At 67.1% G+C, this 20,981-nt stretch carries 23 protein-coding genes; 14 read left to right on the forward strand and 9 right to left on the reverse strand.

The window, feature by feature from the left end:
* The 7 genes from AC3FNH_RS00005 to AC3FNH_RS00035 form a co-directional block, all read left to right on the forward strand.
* On the forward strand, positions 1 to 826 hold an 826-nt coding region (locus AC3FNH_RS00005), incomplete at its 5' end, for an acyl-CoA carboxylase biotin carboxyl carrier protein subunit (RefSeq protein WP_488718663.1).
* 100 nt (positions 827 to 926) lie between these two features.
* Positions 927 to 1,868 carry a 2-hydroxyacid dehydrogenase gene (locus AC3FNH_RS00010; RefSeq protein WP_488718664.1) on the forward strand — a complete coding sequence of 314 codons (942 nt, stop codon included), beginning with the start codon at positions 927 to 929 and terminating at the stop codon, positions 1,866 to 1,868.
* A gap of 40 nt (positions 1,869 to 1,908) precedes the next feature.
* Positions 1,909 to 2,844 (forward strand): hydroxymethylglutaryl-CoA lyase, encoded by a 936-nt coding sequence (locus tag AC3FNH_RS00015; RefSeq protein ID WP_488718665.1) that lies wholly within the window; start codon positions 1,909 to 1,911, stop codon positions 2,842 to 2,844.
* Between the two features lie 30 nt (positions 2,845 to 2,874).
* Positions 2,875 to 3,384, forward strand: coding sequence for a YbaK/EbsC family protein (locus AC3FNH_RS00020; protein ID WP_276099173.1), 510 nt, complete (start codon positions 2,875 to 2,877; stop codon positions 3,382 to 3,384).
* Positions 3,381 to 3,809, forward strand: coding sequence for a thioesterase family protein (locus AC3FNH_RS00025; RefSeq protein ID WP_488718666.1), 429 nt, complete (start codon positions 3,381 to 3,383; stop codon positions 3,807 to 3,809). The genes AC3FNH_RS00020 and AC3FNH_RS00025 overlap by 4 nt, the downstream gene beginning before the upstream one ends.
* Positions 3,810 to 3,813: 4 nt before the next feature.
* Positions 3,814 to 4,050 carry a DUF1289 domain-containing protein gene (locus AC3FNH_RS00030; protein ID WP_488718900.1) on the forward strand — a complete coding sequence of 79 codons (237 nt, stop codon included), beginning with the start codon at positions 3,814 to 3,816 and terminating at the stop codon, positions 4,048 to 4,050.
* A gap of 48 nt (positions 4,051 to 4,098) precedes the next feature.
* Complete coding sequence (locus AC3FNH_RS00035; protein WP_488718901.1) at positions 4,099 to 4,992, forward strand: MBL fold metallo-hydrolase; 894 nt, start codon at positions 4,099 to 4,101, stop codon at positions 4,990 to 4,992.
* A gap of 32 nt (positions 4,993 to 5,024) precedes the next feature.
* Here AC3FNH_RS00035 and AC3FNH_RS00040 read toward each other — a convergent pair whose 3' ends face one another.
* From AC3FNH_RS00040 to AC3FNH_RS00065, 6 genes are all read right to left on the reverse strand, one after another.
* The gene (locus tag AC3FNH_RS00040) at positions 5,025 to 7,154 is read right to left on the reverse strand and encodes a TonB-dependent receptor (protein WP_488718667.1); all 2,130 of its coding nucleotides are present in this window, start codon (positions 7,152 to 7,154) and stop codon (positions 5,025 to 5,027) included.
* Between the two features lie 156 nt (positions 7,155 to 7,310).
* On the reverse strand, positions 7,311 to 7,721 hold the full coding sequence (locus AC3FNH_RS00045; RefSeq protein WP_488718668.1) for a hypothetical protein: 411 nt from the start codon (positions 7,719 to 7,721) through the stop codon (positions 7,311 to 7,313).
* Positions 7,711 to 8,910, reverse strand: a complete 1,200-nt coding sequence (locus AC3FNH_RS00050; RefSeq protein ID WP_488718669.1) for a GTP-binding protein — start codon at positions 8,908 to 8,910, stop codon at positions 7,711 to 7,713. The genes AC3FNH_RS00045 and AC3FNH_RS00050 overlap by 11 nt, the downstream gene beginning before the upstream one ends.
* 196 nt (positions 8,911 to 9,106) lie before the next feature.
* Positions 9,107 to 9,793 (reverse strand): RNA polymerase-binding protein DksA, encoded by a 687-nt coding sequence (dksA, locus tag AC3FNH_RS00055; RefSeq protein ID WP_276099178.1) that lies wholly within the window; start codon positions 9,791 to 9,793, stop codon positions 9,107 to 9,109.
* A 316-nt stretch (positions 9,794 to 10,109) separates the two neighbouring features.
* Positions 10,110 to 11,201, reverse strand: a complete 1,092-nt coding sequence (locus AC3FNH_RS00060; RefSeq protein WP_488718670.1) for a CobW family GTP-binding protein — start codon at positions 11,199 to 11,201, stop codon at positions 10,110 to 10,112.
* A gap of 31 nt (positions 11,202 to 11,232) precedes the next feature.
* Complete coding sequence (locus tag AC3FNH_RS00065; RefSeq protein WP_488718671.1) at positions 11,233 to 11,751, reverse strand: Fur family transcriptional regulator; 519 nt, start codon at positions 11,749 to 11,751, stop codon at positions 11,233 to 11,235.
* A 184-nt stretch (positions 11,752 to 11,935) separates the two neighbouring features.
* Between AC3FNH_RS00065 and AC3FNH_RS00070 the strand changes: the two genes are divergently transcribed.
* From AC3FNH_RS00070 to AC3FNH_RS00090, 5 genes are all read left to right on the forward strand, one after another.
* Positions 11,936 to 12,835, forward strand: a complete 900-nt coding sequence (locus AC3FNH_RS00070; protein ID WP_488718672.1) for an alpha/beta fold hydrolase — start codon at positions 11,936 to 11,938, stop codon at positions 12,833 to 12,835.
* Positions 12,836 to 13,084: 249 nt separating this feature from the next.
* Positions 13,085 to 14,071: a tripartite tricarboxylate transporter substrate-binding protein gene (locus tag AC3FNH_RS00075; protein ID WP_276099182.1), complete on the forward strand. Its 987-nt coding sequence runs from the start codon at positions 13,085 to 13,087 to the stop codon at positions 14,069 to 14,071.
* 236 nt (positions 14,072 to 14,307) lie between these two features.
* Complete coding sequence (gene hslV, locus AC3FNH_RS00080; RefSeq protein WP_211946918.1) at positions 14,308 to 14,844, forward strand: ATP-dependent protease subunit HslV; 537 nt, start codon at positions 14,308 to 14,310, stop codon at positions 14,842 to 14,844.
* Between the two features lie 50 nt (positions 14,845 to 14,894).
* The gene (gene hslU, locus AC3FNH_RS00085) at positions 14,895 to 16,226 is read left to right on the forward strand and encodes an ATP-dependent protease ATPase subunit HslU (RefSeq protein WP_276099183.1); all 1,332 of its coding nucleotides are present in this window, start codon (positions 14,895 to 14,897) and stop codon (positions 16,224 to 16,226) included.
* A 423-nt stretch (positions 16,227 to 16,649) separates the two neighbouring features.
* Complete coding sequence (locus tag AC3FNH_RS00090; protein ID WP_276099184.1) at positions 16,650 to 17,102, forward strand: PA2169 family four-helix-bundle protein; 453 nt, start codon at positions 16,650 to 16,652, stop codon at positions 17,100 to 17,102.
* 137 nt (positions 17,103 to 17,239) lie between these two features.
* Here AC3FNH_RS00090 and AC3FNH_RS00095 read toward each other — a convergent pair whose 3' ends face one another.
* A complete protein-coding gene (locus AC3FNH_RS00095) occupies positions 17,240 to 17,737 on the reverse strand; it encodes a YcnI family copper-binding membrane protein (RefSeq protein WP_488718902.1) in 498 nt (165 codons plus the stop codon).
* A gap of 330 nt (positions 17,738 to 18,067) precedes the next feature.
* Between AC3FNH_RS00095 and AC3FNH_RS00100 the strand changes: the two genes are divergently transcribed.
* Positions 18,068 to 18,364 (forward strand): hypothetical protein, encoded by a 297-nt coding sequence (locus tag AC3FNH_RS00100; RefSeq protein WP_276099186.1) that lies wholly within the window; start codon positions 18,068 to 18,070, stop codon positions 18,362 to 18,364.
* 15 nt (positions 18,365 to 18,379) lie between these two features.
* Here the strand turns inward: AC3FNH_RS00100 and AC3FNH_RS00105 are convergent, their stop codons facing one another.
* Positions 18,380 to 18,991 carry a response regulator transcription factor gene (locus tag AC3FNH_RS00105; RefSeq protein ID WP_276099187.1) on the reverse strand — a complete coding sequence of 204 codons (612 nt, stop codon included), beginning with the start codon at positions 18,989 to 18,991 and terminating at the stop codon, positions 18,380 to 18,382.
* A complete protein-coding gene (locus AC3FNH_RS00110; RefSeq protein ID WP_276099188.1) occupies positions 18,988 to 20,343 on the reverse strand; it encodes an ATP-binding protein in 1,356 nt (451 codons plus the stop codon). Before AC3FNH_RS00110 ends, AC3FNH_RS00105 begins: the two co-directional genes overlap by 4 nt.
* Before the next feature lie 158 nt (positions 20,344 to 20,501).
* Between AC3FNH_RS00110 and AC3FNH_RS00115 the strand changes: the two genes are divergently transcribed.
* Positions 20,502 to 20,978, forward strand: coding sequence for a copper chaperone PCu(A)C (locus AC3FNH_RS00115; RefSeq protein WP_488718673.1), 477 nt, complete (start codon positions 20,502 to 20,504; stop codon positions 20,976 to 20,978).
* Positions 20,979 to 20,981 lie beyond the last annotated feature (3 nt).

The raw sequence follows: 20,981 nt of genomic DNA on the forward strand, positions 1-20,981 counted from the left end.
GCTGATCGTGTGGGGCAAGGACCGCGACGAGGCGCTCGCGCGCATGCGCCAGGCGCTGGCGGCGTATCACGTGGTGGGCTTGTCGACCAACGTGGTGTTCCTGCAGCGACTGGTGAAATCCGAGGCGTTCCGCACGGCCGATCTCGACACGGGGCTGATCGAACGCAACGAGGCCACGCTGTTCCCGGCGCCCGCGCCGGTCGGCATGGAGATCATCGCGCTGGCGACTGCCGCGCTGCTCGACCGTGAAACGCGCGAGCGCCGCGTCGACGCGGCCGACCAGCATTCGCCGTGGACGCATGCCGGTGCGTGGCGCCTCAATAGCGGCGCCACGCGCACGCTGCGCTTCGCTTACGGCAGCCACACGCTGGACGTGATGCTGACCATGAACGAAAGGGGCAGCACGCTGATCTATGCCGACCAGGCGGCGCCGTTCCGGGCATCGTGCCATGCCGACGATGTCCGCGTGGACCTTGGCACGCGTCGCGCACATGGCCAGGTCCATGTGGAGGGCGATGATTTCCACATCTTCAACGCAGGACGCCACGCGGTGCTCGGCTGGCTCGACCCGCTCGCGCACGCGGGCGAGACCGAGGGCGAGGGCGGCAAGCTGACCGCGCCGATGCCGGGCAAGGTCATTGCCGTCATGGTCGAACCCGGTAGCACGGTCACGCGCGGCACGCCGCTGCTGGTGATGGAAGCAATGAAGATGGAGCACACCATCAGCGCGCCCGCCGACGGGGTCGTCAGCGAGATCCTGTACAGCGTGGGTGAGCAGGTGGCGGAAGGGGCGCAGTTGCTGGCGTTTGCAAGCGGGGAAGCCTGAGCCGGCGGCGGGCGCGGGGCGATTGCCGGCCACTGGCGGGCGCCGTCCCGCAACCTCTGCCAAAATGAACGATCCCGCCACGGAAGACCCGGAGTACCCCATGAAGTTGCAGTTGTACGTGCCAGACGGCCGCTATGAACCCTGGATCGAAGGCTTTGCGCAGGCGCTGCCCGAAGCCGAGTGCATCAAGTGGGAGGACAGCCAGGGGGAATCCGCCGACTACGCTGTGGTCTGGCGCCCGCCCGTGGAAATGCTGCGCGGCCGCACCGACCTGAAGGCGGTATTCAACCTTGGCGCCGGCGTGGACGGCATCCTGCGCCTGCGCGACCAGGACCCGGACGCGCTGCCGGCCGGCGTGCCGATCGTGCGGCTCGACGATGCGGGGATGGCCGCGCAGATGGCCGAGTACGTCACCTATGCCGTGCTGCGCTATTTCCGCCGGCTGGACGACTACGCCGCCCAGCAGCAGGCGGGCAACTGGAAGTTTCTCAAGCCGCACCGCCGCGCGGACTTCACCATTGGCGTGATGGGTGTCGGCACGCTGGGCACGCATATCGCGCAAACGCTGGCCGGGTTCGGCTTCCCGGTGCGTGGCTGGAGCCGCACCGCGCGCGCCGTCGAGGGCGTGGTGGGCTTTCATGGCGATGCCGGCCGCGCGCCGTTCCTGAGTGGCCTGCGCGTGCTGGTCAATGTCCTGCCGCTGACGCCGCAGACCGAAAACATCCTGAACGGCGAACTGTTCGGCAAGCTCGCGAAGGGCGCCTACGTGATCAATGTCGCGCGCGGCCAGCACCTGGTCGAAGCGGACCTGCTGGCGGCCGTGCAGGCCGGCCAGCTTGCCGGCGCGACGCTTGATGTTTTCCGTACCGAGCCGCTGCCCGCGGAGCACCCGTTCTGGCAGGAGCCGCGCATCACCCTCACGCCGCATATCTCGGCACTGACGCTGCGCGAGGACAGCATCGCGCAGATCGCTGGCAAGATCCGCGCGCTGCGGGCCGGCCAGCCGATCGCGGGCGTGGTCGACCTGCAGCGCGGCTACTGAACGGCCGCCACGCAAAGCACAACAGACATTGGAGACAGCCATGAACCTGCCCAACTACGTGAAGATCGTCGAGGTCGGGCCGCGCGACGGCCTGCAGAACGAAAAAGCCATGGTGCCGACCGACGTCAAGGTGGCATTGATCAACCAGCTGACCGAGGCCGGTTTCGTCAATATCGAGGCCGCGTCCTTTGTCTCGCCCAAGTGGGTGCCGCAGATGGCCGACGGCGCTGACGTGATGGCGCGTATCCAGCGCCGTCCCGGCACGCTGTATTCGGTGCTTACGCCCAATATGAAGGGCCTGGAGGGCGCGGTGGCGGCGGGGGCCGACGAGGTAGTGATCTTCGGCGCCGCCAGCGAGGCGTTCTCGCAGAAGAACATCAATTGCTCGATCGCTGAATCGATCGCGCGCTTCGAGCCCGTGGCCGCCGCCGCGAAGGACAAGAATATCCGGCTGCGCGGCAGCATCTCGTGCGCGCTCGGCTGCCCGTACCAGGGCGAGGTGCCGGTGAGCGCCGTGGTGGACGTGGTGCGCCGCATGCGCGCACTGGGCTGCGACGAGATCGATATTGCCGACACCATCGGCGTGGGCACGCCCGGCAAGGTGCAGGAGGTGATGCGCGCGGTCTCGGCGGAGTTTGCGCTCGACCGCCTGTCGGGGCATTTCCACGACACCTACGGCCAGGCGCTGTCGAACATCCTGGCCAGCATGGAAGTGGGCATCTCGATCTTCCATGCATCGGTGGCCGGCCTGGGCGGCTGCCCGTACGCCAAGGGCGCAACCGGCAACGTGGCCACCGAGGACGTGCTGTACATGCTGCACGGGCTGGGCATCCATACCGGCATCGACCTGGAGGCCGTGGTGCGGGCGGGCGACTACATCTCGCAGGCGATCGGCCGCGCCAACAACTCGCGCGTGGGCCGCGCGCTGCTGACCAAGTGGGCCGCTGCCAGCGACGCCGCGCCCATGTGCGCGTGAGCCAACGAAACGAATGACGAAGGAGCAAGAATGAGCCAGTCCGCTGACCAGGACGCCGTATTGCCGGAATCCGCACAGCGTGTCGCCGGCCTGCTGGCCGAACTCGGGCATGATCGCCCGGTGGTAATGCTGCCGGCCACCGGCAAGACATCTGCCGAGGCCGCCGCAGGCCTGGGCTGCAGCGTGGCGGAAATCGCCAAGTCGATCATCTTCCGGCGCGTCGAGGACGATGTGCCGGTGCTGGTGATCGCCAGTGGCAGCAATCGTGTCGATGAAGCCAAGGTGGCGGCGCGCGTTGGCGCGCTGGGCAAGGCCGACGCGAAGTTCGTGCGCGAGAAGACGGGCTATGCCATTGGCGGCGTCTGCCCGATCGGCCATGCGGTGGCGCCGGTCATGCTGCTCGACCAGGACCTGTTCCGCTATGACAGCCTGTGGGCCGCGGCCGGGCATCCGCACGCGGTGTTCAACCTGACGCCGCAGCAGCTGCAGCGGATGACCGGAGCGGAAGTGGCGGATGTCGCCCTGGGGGCGGCGGCATGAGCCCCGAACTGCGGCCCGGTTTTGAATTCTCGTGGCAGTACGTAGTACCGCGCAAGGCCACCGTGCCAAGCCTCTACGACGACATCCCGATGTGTACCGAGATGCCGGACGTGCTGGCCACCGGGTACATGGTCGGCATCATGGAGTGCGCCTGCCTGCAGGCACTGCGCGAGCACCTGGACTGGCCGCGCGAGCAGACGCTCGGCACGCTGGTCAGCTTTACGCACCTCGCCGCCACGCCGCCGGGCATGACCATCACGGTCAAGGGCCGGCTGGTGGAGGTGCACGGGCGCAGGCTGCGCTTTGAAGTCAGCGCCTGGGATGGCGAGGACAAGATCACCGAGGGCATGCACGAGCGCCACGTGATCGATGCCGCGCGCTTCAACCAGAAGATCGCCGCCAAGGCTGCCCGGGCGGCCGGCTGAAATGATGGAGCTGCCACCCTCCCTCATCAAGGACATTACGCGCCGGGCACGTTCGGCGCAGACCATGCAGCCGGTGCCTTCGCCATGCCGCAACGTGTGCCGCATGGACGCGGCCAGCGGCTATTGCGAAGGCTGCCTGCGCACCATCGACGAGATTGCCGGCTGGTCGGCCAGGACTGAGGACGACAAGCGCCGCATCTGGGCGCAGTTGCCTCAACGTGCCGCCTGGCTGGCCGGATAGGAGACCCTTGTCTTGAGCGACACCACGCCCCCGCCGTTGCCGGCCACCATGCGCGTCTTCGAGCGCGGCTGGCTGTCGGCCAACAACATCCTGTTCATCGATGGCGACGATACCGCGCTCGTGGACAGCGGCTACGTCACGCACGCGCCGCAGACGGTAGCGCTGGTTGAATCGGCGTTGCAGGGGCGCCCGCTGAAGCGGCTCATCAACACCCATCTGCATTCCGATCATTGCGGCGGCAATGCCGCGCTGCAGGCGCGCTGGCAGCCGCGGACGTCGATTCCCGCCGCCGAAGCGGCTGCCGTCGCGGCATGGGATGTCGATGCGCTGACCTACCAGGCCACCGGCCAGCAATGCGACCGCTTCACGTTCGATGCGCCGCTGCATGATGGGGACACGCTGTGTCTCGGCGGCATCGACTGGCAGGTCGTGGCCGCGCCGGGGCACGATCCGAATGCCGTGATGCTGTACGCGCCGCAGCCGCGCATCCTGATTGCCGGCGATGCGTTATGGAAAAACGGGTTCGGGGTGATCTTTCCCGAGCTGGAGGGGGAGAGCGGCTTTGCCGAACAGGCCGCCGTGCTCCAACGCATCGCGGAACTCGATGCGCGCGTGGTCATTCCGGGCCATGGCCGTCCTTTCACCGACGTGGCCGCGGCCGTCGAACGCGCGCGCGGCCGGCTGGCTTATCTCGGCGCCGATCCCCAGCGCAATGCGAGCCATGCGGTCAAGGTGCTGGTGAAGTTCAAGCTGCTCGAGGCGCAGCGTATGCATCGCGATGCCTTGCTGGCCTGGATGGAGGGGGCGCCGCTGATGGTGGCCATTCACCAACGGTTCATGGCGGGGCAGTCGATGGAGGGGATTCTGTCGCAGACGCTGCGGGCGTTGGCGGGGGTGAGGGCTCTGGCGGTTGAAGGGGAGGTTGTCGTGAATCTCGATTGAGAGGGGCGCCGGCGCCCCTCTCGACAGCATCCTCAGAACATCGTCCTGAATCCTACCTTCACACTTCTCCCCGGCAATGGCGCAATATCCCTGAGGATCGACGACGCATTGCGCGCCTCTTGGTTGGTCAGGTTGTCCCCGCGCAGGTAGACCAGCGTCTGCGTGCCGGAAGTCTTGAACTTGTAGGTGAGGGCCAGGCTCAGCAGCGTGTACGCGTCAGTGGGCGTGTCGTTGGCCGGCACGCGGGTCTGCTTCGCTGCATAAGTGACATCCACGCGCGCGCCCCAGGGGCCGGCGCCATAGACCAGCGCGCCGCCAAGGCGCAGTGGCGCCAGTCGCGGCAACGGTTCACCGGTATTGCGATTCTCGCCGCGCACGTAATCGGCCCGCGCCTCGAAATCCAGCGTATCGCTCGACGTCAGCATCTTCTGGAACAGCCGTGCCTTGCCTTCGGCCTCGAAGCCATATAGCGTGGCCGGCACGCCAAGGTACTGGAACTCGGGCAGCGAGCCGGGACTGCCCGGGGCGACGACATCGCCTGCATCGTCGCGCGCGCGGCCCGTGGACATCAGCGCCAGGTAGTTGGCGAAGCGGCTGTAGTAGCCCGATACGCTCGCGCTGTGCGGGCCGTACTTGTAGCGCATGCCTAGGTCGACGGAGGTGGCGCGCTCCTTGTTGGCGTTAGGGTCGCCCAGCTCCCATGCGCCGGTGGCCACGTGCGGCCCGTTGGCGTACAGCTCGTAGAAGGTCGGCGCGCGTTCGGTGTACGAGACATTGCTGGTCAGCGACCACAGCGAATTCAGCTTGTAGAGCAGGCCTGCCGAGGCACTGGTGGCGTTGAAGCTGCGGTTGGCATCGCTGAAGCGGTCATTGCCGTTGGCGCTGGCCCGGATGCCGCTGTGATCGAGCCGGCCACCGAAGTTGAGCTTGAAGTCGCCGGCGCTGTCGAGCGGCAGCTCTTCGAACACGAACAGCGCGGCGTTGTCGGTGTCGGTGCTCGGCACGAACGCTTCCTCGCCCAGGGCCGAAAACTGCGTGTGGCCAAACTGCGTGCCGACCACCCCGCTCATCCTGCCGATCTTGCCATGCTTGGCTTCGAAGCGCGCGTCCCAGCCCTGGTTCTTGAAGATGGTGCCGGTCTGGCCATCCTCGATTTCCTTGTGCTCGTAGTCCGTGTAGCTGAACTTGCCTTTGACCGATTCGATGATGCCGGAGGTGTTCGCTTGCAGGTTGCGTGCCTCGCCTTCGAGCGCAAAGCGGTCCTGCCGCATCTTCAGCCTTACGTCGTCCTCGGCCGGCGTGCCGTATTCGTTGCGGTAGGCGCTGTAGTTGGCGCCGATGAAGCCGTCGGCCCAGGTGTAGGAGCCGCCCAGCGAGCCGCCGTCCTGCTGCGCGCTGGTGTTGGGCAGGCGGCCGCTGGCCTCGGTCTCGCCCTCGGGCAGCGGCTGGCTGGCGCGCAGGCGGTCGCTGCGCGCGAAGCCGGGGATATGCAGGTCGCTGGTCTTGCGCGCGAACGCGTCGGCGTGGATCGCGAACTGGCCGTTGCCGGCCTCGACCAGCGCGCTGGCATTGCGCGCCACGTCGCCGCCGGCGGTGGCGCTCGCGTCGACCGCGCCGCCGATGCCTTCGATGGGCTCCTTTGGAATGCGGTTGTCGATCACGTTGACCACGCCGCCAATGGCATTGCCGCCATACATCAGCGCGGCCGGTCCGCGCACGACTTCAATGCGCTCGGCCACGAGCGGGTCGACCGGCACCGCGTGGTCATAGGACAGCGTCGAGGCATCGACCGTGGAGCCGCCGTTCTGCAGCACCTTGATGCGGTCGCCATCCAGGCCGCGGATCACCGGGCGGCTCGCGTTGGGACCGAAGTAGCTCGATGAAACGCCCGGCAGCTTGTCCAGCGTTTCGCCGAGCGTGCTGTTCTGGCGCAGCGACAGCGCATCGCCACTCAGCGAGGAGACTGGCGCGACCATGTCGTTCAGCTCGCTGCCGAGCGGGTTCGCGGTGACCACCACTTCCTTGAGGGTGGCGGCAGCGGGTGCGGTGCCGGTGGCGGGCTCGCTGGCGGTCTGGGCGAGCGCGCCGGTGGAGACAATCAGGGCAGCAATGGCTGCCAGCGGCGTGCGCCGCTGCATGGGGTGTTGCAGGGTAGAGAACATGGCTCGCGATTCGATGCGATGGCAATCGGGCGGACGGCCGCACCGGTGCCGGTATCGCGCGCGCCCCGCACGGCTGGGTGCGGGACCGGGCGCATGGCCGGCCGGCATGGGCGCACGCGTTCGTACTGTGGGCCGGCGGCATGGCCGCGGCCCGGATCAGGCGAAGGCGGGCGTATGCGCGGGCGGCGCGCGCGAGCGGAAGGGGTGGGCGGAAGGAAGGTCGGGCCAGCGCCAGGCCAGGTTGGCCGGCTTGACCGGTTTGCCGAAGGCCAACGTGAGCACCGGCAAATGGCCGCAATGGCTGTCGGCGACAGTGGCCCCGTCGAACAGTACGCACGAGTGGCCAGTCAGTTTCTGCGCGAACGGGCCGGCGTCGCCATGGTCGGCGGCGCTGGATTCGGCTGCCATGACCGACAGCCGCGTGCCCATCAGGCCACCGTGCACGACGCGGTGCGCGAGGCCGGCATGCTGCGCGCCCAGCAGGCACAGCACCAGCCACAGGGCGTGCCACGGCCCCGGGCCACGCGCGCGCAGTCGGTCGAGATGCCTGATGATCTCAGTGATCATGCGGGTGGCCACAGTCGCAGTCGCCATGCGCGTGGTCATGGCCGTGATGATGGCCGTGGTGATGGCCGTGGTCGTGATCGTGGTCCTTGTCGTCGAAGGCGTCTTCCCAGGCGGGGAACGGGTCGGCGTAAGTGGCCCAGGCATCGGCGCCGGCAGCCATCTCGGCGTCGGTCAGCAGGCAGGCGTCGAGGCACGCTTCCAGCGCGGCGCGGTCCAGGTCCAGGCCGACCAGCGCCAGTTCCTGGCGGCGGTCGCCGTAGGGGGCCGGCTGGCCATCGTCGAGCATGTCGGCCTCGAGCGCGGCGCGGTCCGCCGCGTCGGCTGGCCATTCGGACGGATCGAGCGCGGCCCACCATGCGCCCGCGGCGGCGGGACGGCATACGCCGCCTGACTGGGCCCAGTCACCGGCGATGCCCATGCGGCTGGCCAGCCAGAACAGGCCCTTGGAGCGCAGCACGCTGCCATGCTCGCGCATCCACTCGGTGTGGATCAGATCGGCAAAGCGGCCAGGGTGAAACGGCCGGCGGCGGCGGTAGACGAAGCCGCTGACGCCATGCGATTCGGGCAGCGGCTCGCCACGCTGCAGGGCCAGCCAGCCTGGCGCACCGGCGGTTTGCTCGAAATCGAAGCGGCCGGCGTCGAGCACGGTCGCGGCCGGGATCTTGCCGAAGCTTGCCGGGATAATTTCGGCGCGCGGATTGAACGCGCGCAGTATGGCTCCGAGCTGTGCGAGCGCGTCCGCGCTGACGAGGTCCGCCTTGTTCAGCACGATCACGTCGGCGAATTCGACCTGGGCGATCAGCACGTCGACCACGGTGCGGTCGTCCTCATCGCTGTCATCAGCATGCGGCCCGACGCGGTCACGCAGGAACTCGGCATCGTTGACGTCGCGCAGGAATGCCGACGCATCCACCACGGTGACCAGCGTGTCGAGACGCAGGGCCGTGCCGGCGCCGTGCTCGTCCTCGAACAGCACCGCCTCGGCGATTGCCATGGGATCTTCCGTGCCCGCGGTTTCGAGCAGCAAGAAGTCGAAGCTCCCGCTACCCGCCAGCCTGCTGGCCTCCGCCAGGTTGCCGGCCACACCCACGCGCTTGCCGACGTTGGCAGCCAGCAGGTGCTGCAGCAAGGTGGACTTGCCGGCACCAGTGAATCCGGACAGCACGGTAACGGGTAGGCGATCGGCCATGGGAATGAAAGAGGATGCGCGGGGCACGCAGTCAGGCGTGCCGGTTGTTATTGCAACAAAGTTGCGACTGTACCAGAAAGGCCCTGCCGCCGACAGCCGGCAGGCTTCCACCATGGTAGTGCCGTCACCGCGCCGCGACAAAGTAAAACGGCCCGGAGATCCGGGCCGTCAGGGGGGGCAGGAGCGGGCGCCCGGCTCAGTCGCCGAACAGCTTCTGGCGCAGTTCGCGGCGCTGCTGGGCTTCGAGCGACAGCGTGGCGGTCGGACGGGCGATCAGGCGCGGCACGCCGATGGGCTCGCCGGTTTCTTCGCACCAGCCGTAGTCGCCGGACTCGATGCGGGCGAGCGACTGCTCGACCTTCTTGAGCAGCTTGCGCTCGCGGTCGCGGGTGCGCAGCTCCAGCGCGTGCTCTTCCTCGATCGTGGCGCGGTCAGCCGGATCCGGCACGATGACCGTTTCGCGCAGGTGTTCCGTGGTCTGATCAGCGTTCTTCAGGATTTCGTCACGCAGCTGCTCAAGGCGATGCTTGAAGAAGGCGAGTTGCGCTTCGTTCATGTAATCCTTGTCGCTCATCTTCAGGATTTCAGCTTCAGTCAGAAGTTTGTTGCTGCTCATGGTTGCTGCTGATTCTCTTGTTGATCCGACCGGCGGCGTCTGGGTCCGCTCGGGTGCTGTGTCCGCGTGCTTGCGCGGGGCGGACGTTTCACTCTGGCTGGCTGCAGTCTTGCTGCTTCGCGGGCCTCCCTTGGCCTCGACCGCGCCGGCGTGAGCCTTACCGTCGCGGCGAGCTGGCGCAGCCTTCACAGACTGCGCCTTGAGCGTCTCTGCCGCGGCACTACCTGTCTTGCTGCGGCTTTCTTTCGTCTTTGTTGCGGCTGTCATGGGGACACCTCTCTCTCGCGTCGGTATGGAACGGCGCGTGCCGGGTACCCCAAGCGGAGGGCGGTCTCCGCACGAAGCCCTGCGACCGCACCTGCCGGCGACCTGCCTCGTGCTGACGACAACCGCCGCCCTGCAGACACTGGTGGCGGGAAAAAGGTGCGCCGCCAGTATCAAATCCGGCCTATTGTACTTGAACAAATTTTTCCAAGATACGGAAAAGGCCTAGCCATAACTTCGGTGTTTCCCCGGTACCCCGAACGGGGGACGTGCCGGAGACGACACGTAGCGAGGGGCCGCCATGGGGCGGCTGCCGCACTCAGGCCAGGCAGTTGGCCAGGCCCTTGAGAATGGCATCCCGGGGCAGGTCCACGCCGATGAACACCATCTTGGTGCCGGGAGTCTCCTCCTCCCACTTGGCGCCGACATCGCTGCCCATCAACTGGTGGACCCCCTGGAACACGACTTTCCGGTCCACACCCTCCATATATAGTACGCCCTTGTAGCGCAAGAGTTTTTCGCCGTAGACGGCCAGGATGCCGGACAGGAATTCCTCGAGCTTGCCATAGTGGAACGGCTTGTCGCTGCGGAAGACGAACGACGCGATGTGGTCGGTGTGGTGGTGGTGATTGTGGTGGTCGTGGCTGTGGTCATGGCCGCAGTCCGTGCCGCAGTGTTCGCCGTGCTCGTGGTCGTGGTCGTGGTCATGGCCATGATCGTGGTCATGGTCATGGTCATGGTCGTGGCCATCGGCGCTGAGGAACTCGGGGTCGATCTCCAGCTTGGCGTTCAGGTTGAAGCCGCGCAGGTCGAAGATCGTGTCGATCGGCGTTTCGCCGAAGTTGGCCTGGCGCATCGGCGCGCGCGGGTTCATGTGCAGCAGGCGGTGGCGCAGGTCGGCCACTTCGGCTTCGCTGACCAGGTCCGACTTGGTGATGAAGATGGCGTCGGCAAAGCCGACCTGGCGCTGGGCTTCTTCCTGCTTGTCGAGCTGCAGGTGGCCGTGCTTGGCGTCGACCAGCGTGATCACCGCGTCCAGCAGGTAGCGCGAGGCGATCTCGTCGTCCATGAAGAAGGTCTGCGCCACCGGACCGGGATTGGCCACGCCGGTGGTCTCGATGACGACGCGGTCGAAGTCGATCTCACCCGCGTCGCGCCGCGTCATCAGGTCCGACAGCGCCTGCACCAGGTCGCCCCGGATGGTGCAGCAGATGCAGCCGTTGCTCATCTGCACGATCTGCTCGCGGCCGTCCTGCACCAGGATCTCGTTGTCGATGTTTTCTTCGCCGAATTCGTTCTCGATGACGGCGATCTTCATGCCGTGCTGCTCGGTGAGGATGCGCTTGAGCAGCGTGGTCTTGCCGCTGCCGAGAAAGCCGGTCAGGATCGTGACCGGGATCAGTTTGGACATGGGTGGATTCTCCGGGGGAATAGGTGACGTCTCAGGACGTGCCGCCGGGGCGCCGCGTCATGCGCGCGCCGCAGTCGGCGCACACGCCGTTCACGGTCAGTTCGACATGTTCGATGGCAAAGCCGCTGGGTACGCGCGGTGCCGCGGGCTGGTCCGGCATGCTGGCGTCGTCAAGGCAGAACGTGCGGTCGCAGCGCGTGCAGTGGAAGTGGCTGTGCTGGCGATGCACCTCGGCGCGTGCCGCCTCGTGCTCGACCAGGCTGAAGCGGAACACGCGGTCGTTGCCGGCGCGCTTCTGCGCGACGCCTTGCTCCACCAGCCAGTCAAGGACTCGGTACACCGTTACGCGGTCGATGGCCTCGCCGTGTCCAGGCAGGTGGTCGATCACGGCCTGGTGGGTCAGGGGCTCGTCGCTGCCGATCAGGCAGGCGAGGATGCACAGCCGCGGCTGCGTCACGCGGGCGCCAAGCCGGCGCAGGCGTTCCTGGGCTGCTTCGAAGACGGCCGGCGCAGGCGGGGCGTCGGGCTGGCTCGGGGTGGGGCGGGTCATGCGGAGGATTTAACCATAGGCCCCGCGCTGTTGCAATTCAGTTGCGTGTGGCGTGCCGGCCCGGCGGCAGCGCATCGCGGGGTGGCCTGTGCCGGATACCCGATGCGGAGTTTGCGCCTATGATCGGCAAGGAGCGTACGGCTGCCACCAGCCCGCACCAGCGGGTACAGACCGGAGACAAGCGATGCTGAACGATGCAAGCGCGCTGCTGTTCCCCAACTTCGAACCCTTCCGGCGCCGGGTGGGTGACATCGAGATCGTCGGCGTAGAGGGCGGTTCGGGGCCGCCGCTGCTGCTGCTGCACGGGCACCCGCAGAGCCACCTGATCTGGCACAAGGTAGCGCCCGCGCTGGCCGATCATTTCACCGTCATCGCCACCGACCTGCGCGGCTACGGCAACAGCTCGGCGCCGGCCGGAAACGCCGGGCACGAGAATTACAGCAAGCGCGCCATGGCCCAGGACCAGGTCGACATCATGGCCGCGTTCGGCTTCCACCGCTTCGCGCTGTGCGGCCACGACCGCGGCGCGCGCGTGGCGCACCGCCTTGCCGTGGACCATCCGCAGGCGGTCGAGCGGCTGATGCTGCTCGACATCGCTCCGACGCTGGACATGTACGAGCGCACCAGCATGATGTTCGCCGCGGCGTACTGGCACTGGTTCTTCCTGATCCAGCCCGCGCCGTTCCCCGAGACGCTGCTCAACGCGGAACCCGATCTCTATCTGAACAAGCTGCTCGGGTTGCGCCATGCCGGCGTGTCGCCGTTCTCGCCGGATGCCATGGCGGCCTATGCCGCGGCCATGCGCGAGCCGGCGCGCGTGCACGCCATGTGCGAGGACTATCGCGCGGCAGCCACCATTGACCTCGAGCACGACCGCGCCGACCGCGAAGCCGGGCGCAACCTGGAGATGCCGTTGCGCGTGCTGTGGGGCGAACACGGCGTGGTGACGCGCTGCTTCGAGCCGCTGGCGCTGTGGGAAGCGCTCGGCACCCGCGTCAGCGGCAAGGCACTGGACTGCGGCCATTACATTCCGGAGGAATCGCCACAGCCGCTGCTGGAGGAAATGCTCGCCTTCTTCCGCTAGCGGGACCCCTCTTCTTTCTCCCAGTGGTATAGGGGCGCAGGCGGGTTAGCCCTGATTACGCCTGGATGTCTGCAATTGCTAACATCGACCCCCGGCCCGGGCCGCCATACAGGCGAAAGGGTCGCGCTGCCAACAGCCATGGTCGATCGCGCCACGGGACTACCCCACCTGATTGCGCACGGACCGCGTCACGACACGCGGCATCCGGCACCGGCAGCGCTTTGCAGACGGAAGGAACAGGAGAGCACTATGAAACGAGTTGCAAAGTTGGTCGCCGCGGTCGCGGCAATGGGCGCAATGGCCACACATGCCGGCGCGCAGGCACAGGAGTTTCCGGGCGGCAAGCCGATCTCGGCCGTGGTGCCGTTCTCGGCTGGCGGTCCGACCGACAAGGTAGCGCGCGAGCTGACTGCGATCATGTCCAAGCATCTGGGCACAACCGTCGTGATCGAGAACCTTGGTGGTGCGGGCGGAACCATCGGCGCCAAGAAGGTGGCCCAGTCCAAGAACGACGGCCACACGGTGCTGATCCACCATATCGGCATGGCCACGGCCCCCGCGCTGTACCGCAACCTGGGCTTCGATCCGCTCAAGGACTTCGAGATGATCGGCGAGATCGCCGACGTGCCGATGATCATGGTCGGCAACAAGCAGCTGCCGCCGAACAACTTCAAGGACCTGTTGCCGTACATCAAGGCCAACGCCAGCAAGCTGTCGCTGGCCAATGCCGGCATTGGTTCGGCCTCGCACCTGTGCGGCCTGCTGTTTCAGAGCGCGATCCAGACCGAGCTGACCACCGTACCGTACAAGGGTGCGGCGCCGGCGCTGACCGATATCCTGGGCGGCCAGGTCAACCTGCTGTGCGACCAGACCACCAACCTGGCCGGTCACCTCAAGGCCAACTCGGTCAAGCCGTACGCGGCCATGCAGGCACGCCGCGTGGAAGCGTTCAAGGATGTGCCGACCGCGCAGGAACAAGGCTTGCCGGGCATCGAAGTGAAGGTCTGGCACGCCATGTACGCGCCGAAGGGCACGCCGAAGCCGGTGATCGACAAGCTGTCGGCCGCGCTGCAGAAGTCCGTGACCGACCCGGCGTTCCGCGCCAAGATGGCCGAACTAGGTGCCGAAGCGGTGCCGGCGCAGCGCGCCACGCCGGATTCGCTGCGCAACTACCTGACCGCCGAGATCAACAAGTGGACCCCGGTGATCAAGAAGGCCGGCGTCTATGCCGACTGAGTGATGCGAGAGCCCCCGGGGCGCCCGTCCGTGCCCCGGTTCTTGCAAGCAAAAGGCCATGCCGCTGCGCATGGCCTTTTTGTTTTCGGCGTGCCGCCGAACGGCGCCGGGCGCGGTGGCGTCCTATATTGGTCTGATCGCGCGTCAGTCGGGCCGGCGATGCGGCGGCCGGCTGGCCCTTGAAACCGGCCCGGTGCGTCGCCACCTACCGTCCTGACATATTCACGGAAGCCACCATGGAACAGTATCACGGCACTACCATCGTCAGCGTCCGTCGCGGCAATCAGGTCGCGCTCGGCGGTGATGGTCAGGTCACACTCGGCAATATCGTGATGAAGGGCACCGCGCGCAAGGTGCGCCGCATCTACAACGGCAAGGTGCTGGTGGGGTTTGCCGGCAGCACGGCCGACGCGTTCTCGCTGCTGGACCGCTTCGAGGCCAAGCTGGAAAAGTACCAGGGCAACCTGACCCGCGCCGCGGTCGACCTCGCCAAGGACTGGCGTTCGGACCGCGCGCTGCGCCGGCTCGAGGCCATGCTGATTACCGCTGACCGCGACACCACGCTGGTCATCACGGGCAACGGCGACGTGCTCGATCCCGAGGGCGGCATCGCCGCGATCGGCTCGGGTGGCGCGTACGCGCAATCGGCCGCCAAGGCGCTGGTGGAAAACACCGAGCTCGCGCCCAAGGACGTGGTCGAGAAGGCGCTCACTATTGCCGGCGAACTCTGCATCTACACCAACACCAACTTCGTCATCGAAACGCTGGAATGAGCGCCGGCCGGCCCGCGCATGGGCCGGCCCGCCCCCACTGAACGGATACCATGTCGCATACCATGACCCCGTCGGAAATCGTTTCCGAACTCGACAAGCACATCATCGGCCAGAACAAGGCCAAGAAGGCCGTGGCCGTGGCGCTGCGCAACCGCTGGCGCCGCCAGCAGGTCGCGGAGCCGCTGCGCCAGGAAATCACGCCCAAGAACATCCTGATGATCGGCCCGACCGGCGTCGGCAAGACCGAGATCGCGCGCCGCCTGGCCAAGCTGGCCGACGCGCCCTTCATCAAGATCGAGGCGACCAAGTTCACGGAAGTCGGTTACGTCGGCCGCGACGTCGACACCATCGTGCGCGACCTGGCCGAGATGGCCATCAAGCAGACGCGCGAGTCCGAGATGAAGAAGGTGCGCACCAAGGCCGAGGACGCGGCCGAGGACCGCCTGCTCGACGTGCTGCTGCCGCCGCCGCGCGACATCGGCTTCTCGCAGCCCGAAGAGAAGGATTCCAACACGCGCCAGGTGTTCCGCAAGAAGCTGCGCGAAGGCCAGCTTGACGACAAGGACATCGAGCTCGAAGTTGCCGCCGGGCTGCCGAGCATGGACATCATGGGCCCGCCGGGCATGGAGGAAATGACCGAGCAGATCCGCTCGATGTTCGCCGGCATGGGGCAGGGCAAGAAGCATCGCCGCAAGATGAAGGTGAAGGAAGCCTTCAAGCTGCTGATCGATGAAGAGGCCGCCAAGCTCGTCAATGACGAAGAGCTCAAGCACAAGGCCATCGCCAACGTCGAGCAGAACGGCATCGTGTTCCTGGACGAGATCGACAAGATCGCCAACCGCAGCGAACTGGGTGGCGGCGAGGTGTCGCGCCAGGGCGTGCAGCGCGACCTGCTGCCGCTGGTGGAAGGCACCACGGTCAGCACGAAGTACGGGATGATCAAGACCGACCACATCCTGTTCATCGCGTCGGGCGCGTTCCACCTGTCCAAGCCGAGCGACCTGATCCCGGAACTGCAGGGCCGCTTCCCGATCCGCGTCGAGCTGGAGTCGCTGTCCGTGCAGGACTTCGAGGCCATCCTGACGCAGACCGACGCGAGCCTGACCAAGCAGTACCAGGCGCTGCTGAAGACCGAAGAGGTCGAGCTGCAGTTCGCGCCGGACGGCATCCGCCGGCTGGCCGAGATCGCGTTCTCGGTCAACGAGAAGGTCGAAAACATCGGCGCGCGCCGTCTGTACACGGTGATGGAGCGGCTGCTGGAAGACCTGTCGTTCCATGCGAGCAAGTCGTCGGGCGAGACTGTGACGATCGATGAAGCTTACGTGAATGATCGGCTGGGCGACCTTGCTGTCAACGAGGATCTGTCTCGATACGTGCTCTAAGCGGGTAGGCGGGTCGTGATCGGAGAGGGGTGTACCGGAGTGCGCCCTTTTTTGATCCTTCGCCGGATTGCGGGAATGGGGAAGGGTGGGGTTGAGCGCGCTTTTTGGTTACTTTTTGTCGCTCGGACAAAAAGTGACTCGCCGGCTACGCCGGCGAAACAGCAGCGCCTGCCAAGCACCCACATTACCCATTCCCCAAACCCTTGCCCTCATCCCCCCGCCATGCATTTCCTATCATGAAAAGGCGCCCGATCTCCGACGCAGTGACGGCGCAGGCAATCGGGTCCAGCGGTACACGGTCCATCGGTAGCGTCGGGGTTCACGAACGATGCACCCAGGGTCGGCCACACCGCGTGGCTCCTTTTCTTGCGAAGCCTGGAAAATGACGGAAAGGCCGTTCTCCGGGCGTGTTGGGAGAATTCCATGGACGTCAACCAGAAACAAACCGTGATCGCCCTGAACCAGCTGATCGAGGTCGACAGGGACAGCGAACTGGCCTGCATGGCCGGTGCCCGCGACGTACGCAATGCGGAGCTTCGCGACATCCTGGCCAGTACCGCGGAAACCTGCCGCGCCTCGGCCAAGGAGCTGCAATCGATGGTCAGCGCCATGGGCGGCGAACCATCGGACCGGGGCAGCATGAACGGCATGTTCGCGCGTAGCTGGATGGCCTTGCGCCATATGCTCTCGCCGAACGATGACGATGCGCTGCTGGGGCTGTGCGAGCGTGAGGAAGAAACAGCCAGGCGCCAGTACCAGTCCGTTCTGATGAAGCCGCTTCCGCCGGAGACTACGGCCGCGGTCCAGCGCCAGTATGACGCGCTGCGCCTGCACCACGAGCGGCTTCATGCCATGCGCGGCATGCAGATCCACTAGCACCAGCGCTACCAGCGGATACGGTCGTTCTAGATCCGTATCGGGATGAAGAAGGGGCAGCCGGATGCCGCGGCTGCCCCTTCTTCTTTTCGCCTCGGGCCCAAGCCGGAGGACCCGTTCACAGCGATGAGCCGACCCTAGTGCGAGTGCCCGTGCTCGTGTCCCGCAGGCGCCGCCACCTCCAGCTCCGCCGCCGGTGATTTCAGGTCGCGCGTGGTCTGGCCATCTGCCGGCACCTGGGTCCATTCGGTCGTGCCGTTCTCGCACTCCTGCACCACCGGGAAGTACAGTTTGCCGCCCTGTTCGGGCAGTTTCATCAGCATCACGAACTCGTCGAAATGCGCGTCGGCCAGCGTGCCGCCGAACCAGCGCAGCGTGCGCACGTCCTCAGTCATCAGCTTGCCGTGGGATTGGACGGGTTTGGCCAGCGGCGCGCGCCTGACCTCCAGTTGCCAGCCGGCCTTGGGCTGCGGGTGCGCTCCCTGCACGCCTTCGGGAACGGTGACGGTGATGGCGCGCGTGGCGCTGCCGTTGCAGCCATGGCCGACCATCAGCGCGCCCTTGAAGTAGCTGCCTGCCGCGGCCTGCTTCTGTTCAAAGACGATATGGGCCGATGCCGTGGCGGACAGCGCCATCAGCGTGGCCGGCACCAGCCACAGGCGCGCGTGCCGCCACCGGGAAAGCGGGAAATGCATGGAGTCCTCCTTGTCAGCCCGCCAGTCTAGCGTTGCGCGCGGCGCCGCGCGCCGGCGCCCGATGCGGCGTAGTGCCGCAGCCGGCCAGGCCGGTCCCTATGTCAGCGCCTCATGTCAGGGCGTATCGGCGTGCCACTTGCCGGTAAGGTTGGTAAGCATTGGTAAGCACGCTGGCGCACACCGGCCCGGCGATGCGACCCTTGCGCACCTTGAGCCGAATGGCAAATGCGGTAGCCGCCGCATGCGAACAACCTACTGGCAGGAGGAAACATGGTGAAGACTCAATTCAGCCGCGTGGTGGTGGTAACCACCGGGCTGCTGACCGCACTCGCAGCAGCGACTGCCTTTCTGTGCGTGCGTCCGGCGGACGCAGCCGCAGGCGCGCCGAAGCACGGCACCCTGGGCGCCGCGGCCGTCGCCGCAGCTACGCTTGCACTGCAATCCGGGGAGCTTTTCACGCTGGCGGACCGCCACGCGAGCGACGCCTTGCGCGTCGTTGCGCAGGGCGACGGTCCCGACGGCGCCGGCGATGCGCTCGAGTGGGACTACGTGCAGCTTCGCCTGTAAGGGATCGCCGCGGGCTCAGCGCGACACCGGGCGCTTGCCCAGCTTGCGCTGCAATGTGCGCCGATGCATGTTGAGCGCGCGCGCGGTCGCGGAGATATTGCCGCCGTGTTCGTTCAGGACGCGCTGGATATGCTCCCATTCGAGCCTGGCCACCGACAGCGGCACCGGCTCTTCCAGCGCGGCTTCCGCCGCATCCTCCGAGATGCCTGCCATCAGAGCCGTGAGGATCGAGTCCACATTCGCGGGTTTGGCCAGGTATTCATCCGCCCCTTGCTTGACCGCGGCGACCGCGGTGGCAATGCTCGCGTAGCCGGTCAGGACCAGGATGCGCGCATCCGGCAGCGCCTGGCGCAGCGGCCCCACCAGCTGCAGCCCGGATTCGGCCGCGGCCGTGCTGCCTGCTTCAGGCGGCGGGCCCAGGTGCAGGTCCAGCGTGACATACGCGAACGCCGTGCGCGCGGCCAGCGCCAGCGCCGTGCTGCCGTTGTGCGCGACCTGCACGGCGTAGCCGCGGCGTGTCAGCGCGCGGGCCAGCGTGCCGGAAAAGACGGCGTCATCGTCGATCACCAGAAAGGGCGAGCCTGCCGGCGCGGTCGCTTCGGGAACCGGGTGGTGGGTAACGGTCATGACGGATTGACTGCAAGAGAAGGAGAGGCCGGCACGCGCAGCTCGGCGATGGTGCCGCCGCCGGGGCGGTCCTGCCACGCGAGCCCGCCGCCCATCTGACGCGCACCGCTCTGCGCCAGGTACAGGCCAATGCCCTGGCCGCCATGCGGGCTGGCCACGGGCGCCTCGCCCAATTGCGCGCGCAGCGCGGGCGGAATGCCGTCGCCGTGGTCGCTGACGCGGAACGCGAGGCTGCCCTGCTCGAGGTCAATATCCAGTCGCAGCGGCATCTGTGCATGGCCGGCCGACTGCTGGCTGCGCGCGGCGTTGTCGAGCAGGATGGTCAGGATCTGTCCCACGCGGGCGGGCTCGATGGCGAGTTCGCCAGCCTGCGGCGAGGCACTGGCCTGCAGCGTGGCATTGGGATGGCGCAGCTGCCAGCGCTCGGCGAAGCTGCCCAGCCAGGCATCGATACACTGCGGCTCCAGCGTGGCCGGATCCTCGCGCAGGCGCGCCAGGATCGTGCGGCACAGCTCCAGTTGCTGCTCGACCGTCAGCAGGTCCGGCAGGTAGTCGGCCACTGGCGTGGCGCCGCGCGCGCGGTCCGAGGCATCGCCGCGCAGTTCACCGGCGATGACCGCCAGCGTCGCCAGCGGCGTGCCGATCTCGTGCGCAACGGCTGCCGCCTGGGCGTTGAGGTCTTCCACGCGCGCTTCGCGCAGCAATTGCTCGCGTGCCAGGTGCAGTTGCGCCTCGCGCTGTCGCAGCACGCCGGAAAGCCGTGCCACGAACAGCGCGATCATCACCGCGCTGGCCACGAAGTTCAGCCACATGCCGGCGAGGTGGTAGTTCACCGCCTTGTCCGGGTCGTGCAGGTCCAGCGGCAGGTATTCGAACAGTAGCACCGTGTAGCAGGCCAGCGCGTAGCACGCGAGCGCCACCACCTGCCGCCACGGCAGGATGGCCGCGGCGATGGCCAGCCCCGGCAGGTAGAACGAGACAAAGGGGTTGGTGGCGCCGCCGGTATAGAACAGGATCGCCGACAGCGCGGTCAGGTCTACGAGGAACTGTCCCATCAGCTCGGCTTCGCGGGGCGCCGAGCCGTGGCGGGTGTGCAGCCGCAGGCGCAGGCCGGTCAGCACGTTGAACAGTGCCTGCAGCGCGAAGACCACCAGCAGGGGGCTGGTCGGCAGGGCGACGCCGATAATCGGCTCGCACGACATCAGGCCCAGTGCCTGCCCGGCCAGCAGCGCCCAGCGCAGCCAGAACAGCCGGCGCAGGCTTACCAGGCTGGGGCGCGCGGCCGGGGTCGCCGGAAGCGGCGGCGAGCTGGTCAGGACTGGCGGGTGGGTCGCGGCGGAGACGGCATGCATGCCGCGAGTGTATCAATGCGGCCCCCGGGCACCGCCAAGTGCGACACCTTGCCGCATTGGTTGCCCGGTCCCGGCGCTGCCAGACTATCGGGTTATCCGCGTCGCCGGCACCAGCCGTCGGCGGCATGGTCTAATGTCTGCTTTCGGGAGAGCCTCACATGCAAGCCAAATTCCGCGCGGCCACGCTGGCCGCTTCGTTCGCTATGCTGGCCTCGGGCACCGCGCTCGCGCAGGTCGACGTCAGCAATGCCTGGGTGCGCGGCACGGTCCCGACCCAGACCGCATCGGGCGCCTTCATGGTGCTGCATGCGCATGAGAATGCAAAGCTGATCGGCGTGTCGTCGCCGGTCGGCGCGGCCGAGCTGCACGAGATGAAGATGGAAGGCAACGTCATGCGCATGCGCCAGGTCCAGTCGCTGGACCTGCCGAAGATGCAGGACGTGGAACTCAAGCCCGGCGGCTACCACGTGATGCTGACGGACCTGAAAGGCCAGCTCAAGAAGGGCGACACCGTGCCCATCACGCTGAAGATCGAGCAAGGCGGCAAGGTGATCGAGCAGAAGGTCAACGCCGAAGTGCGCGACATGGCCGCCAGCACGGCCAGCCAGGGCGGCCACGGCGATCACAAAAACTAAGCA

The organism is Cupriavidus sp. 22TCCZM01-5 (genome assembly GCF_057798915.1).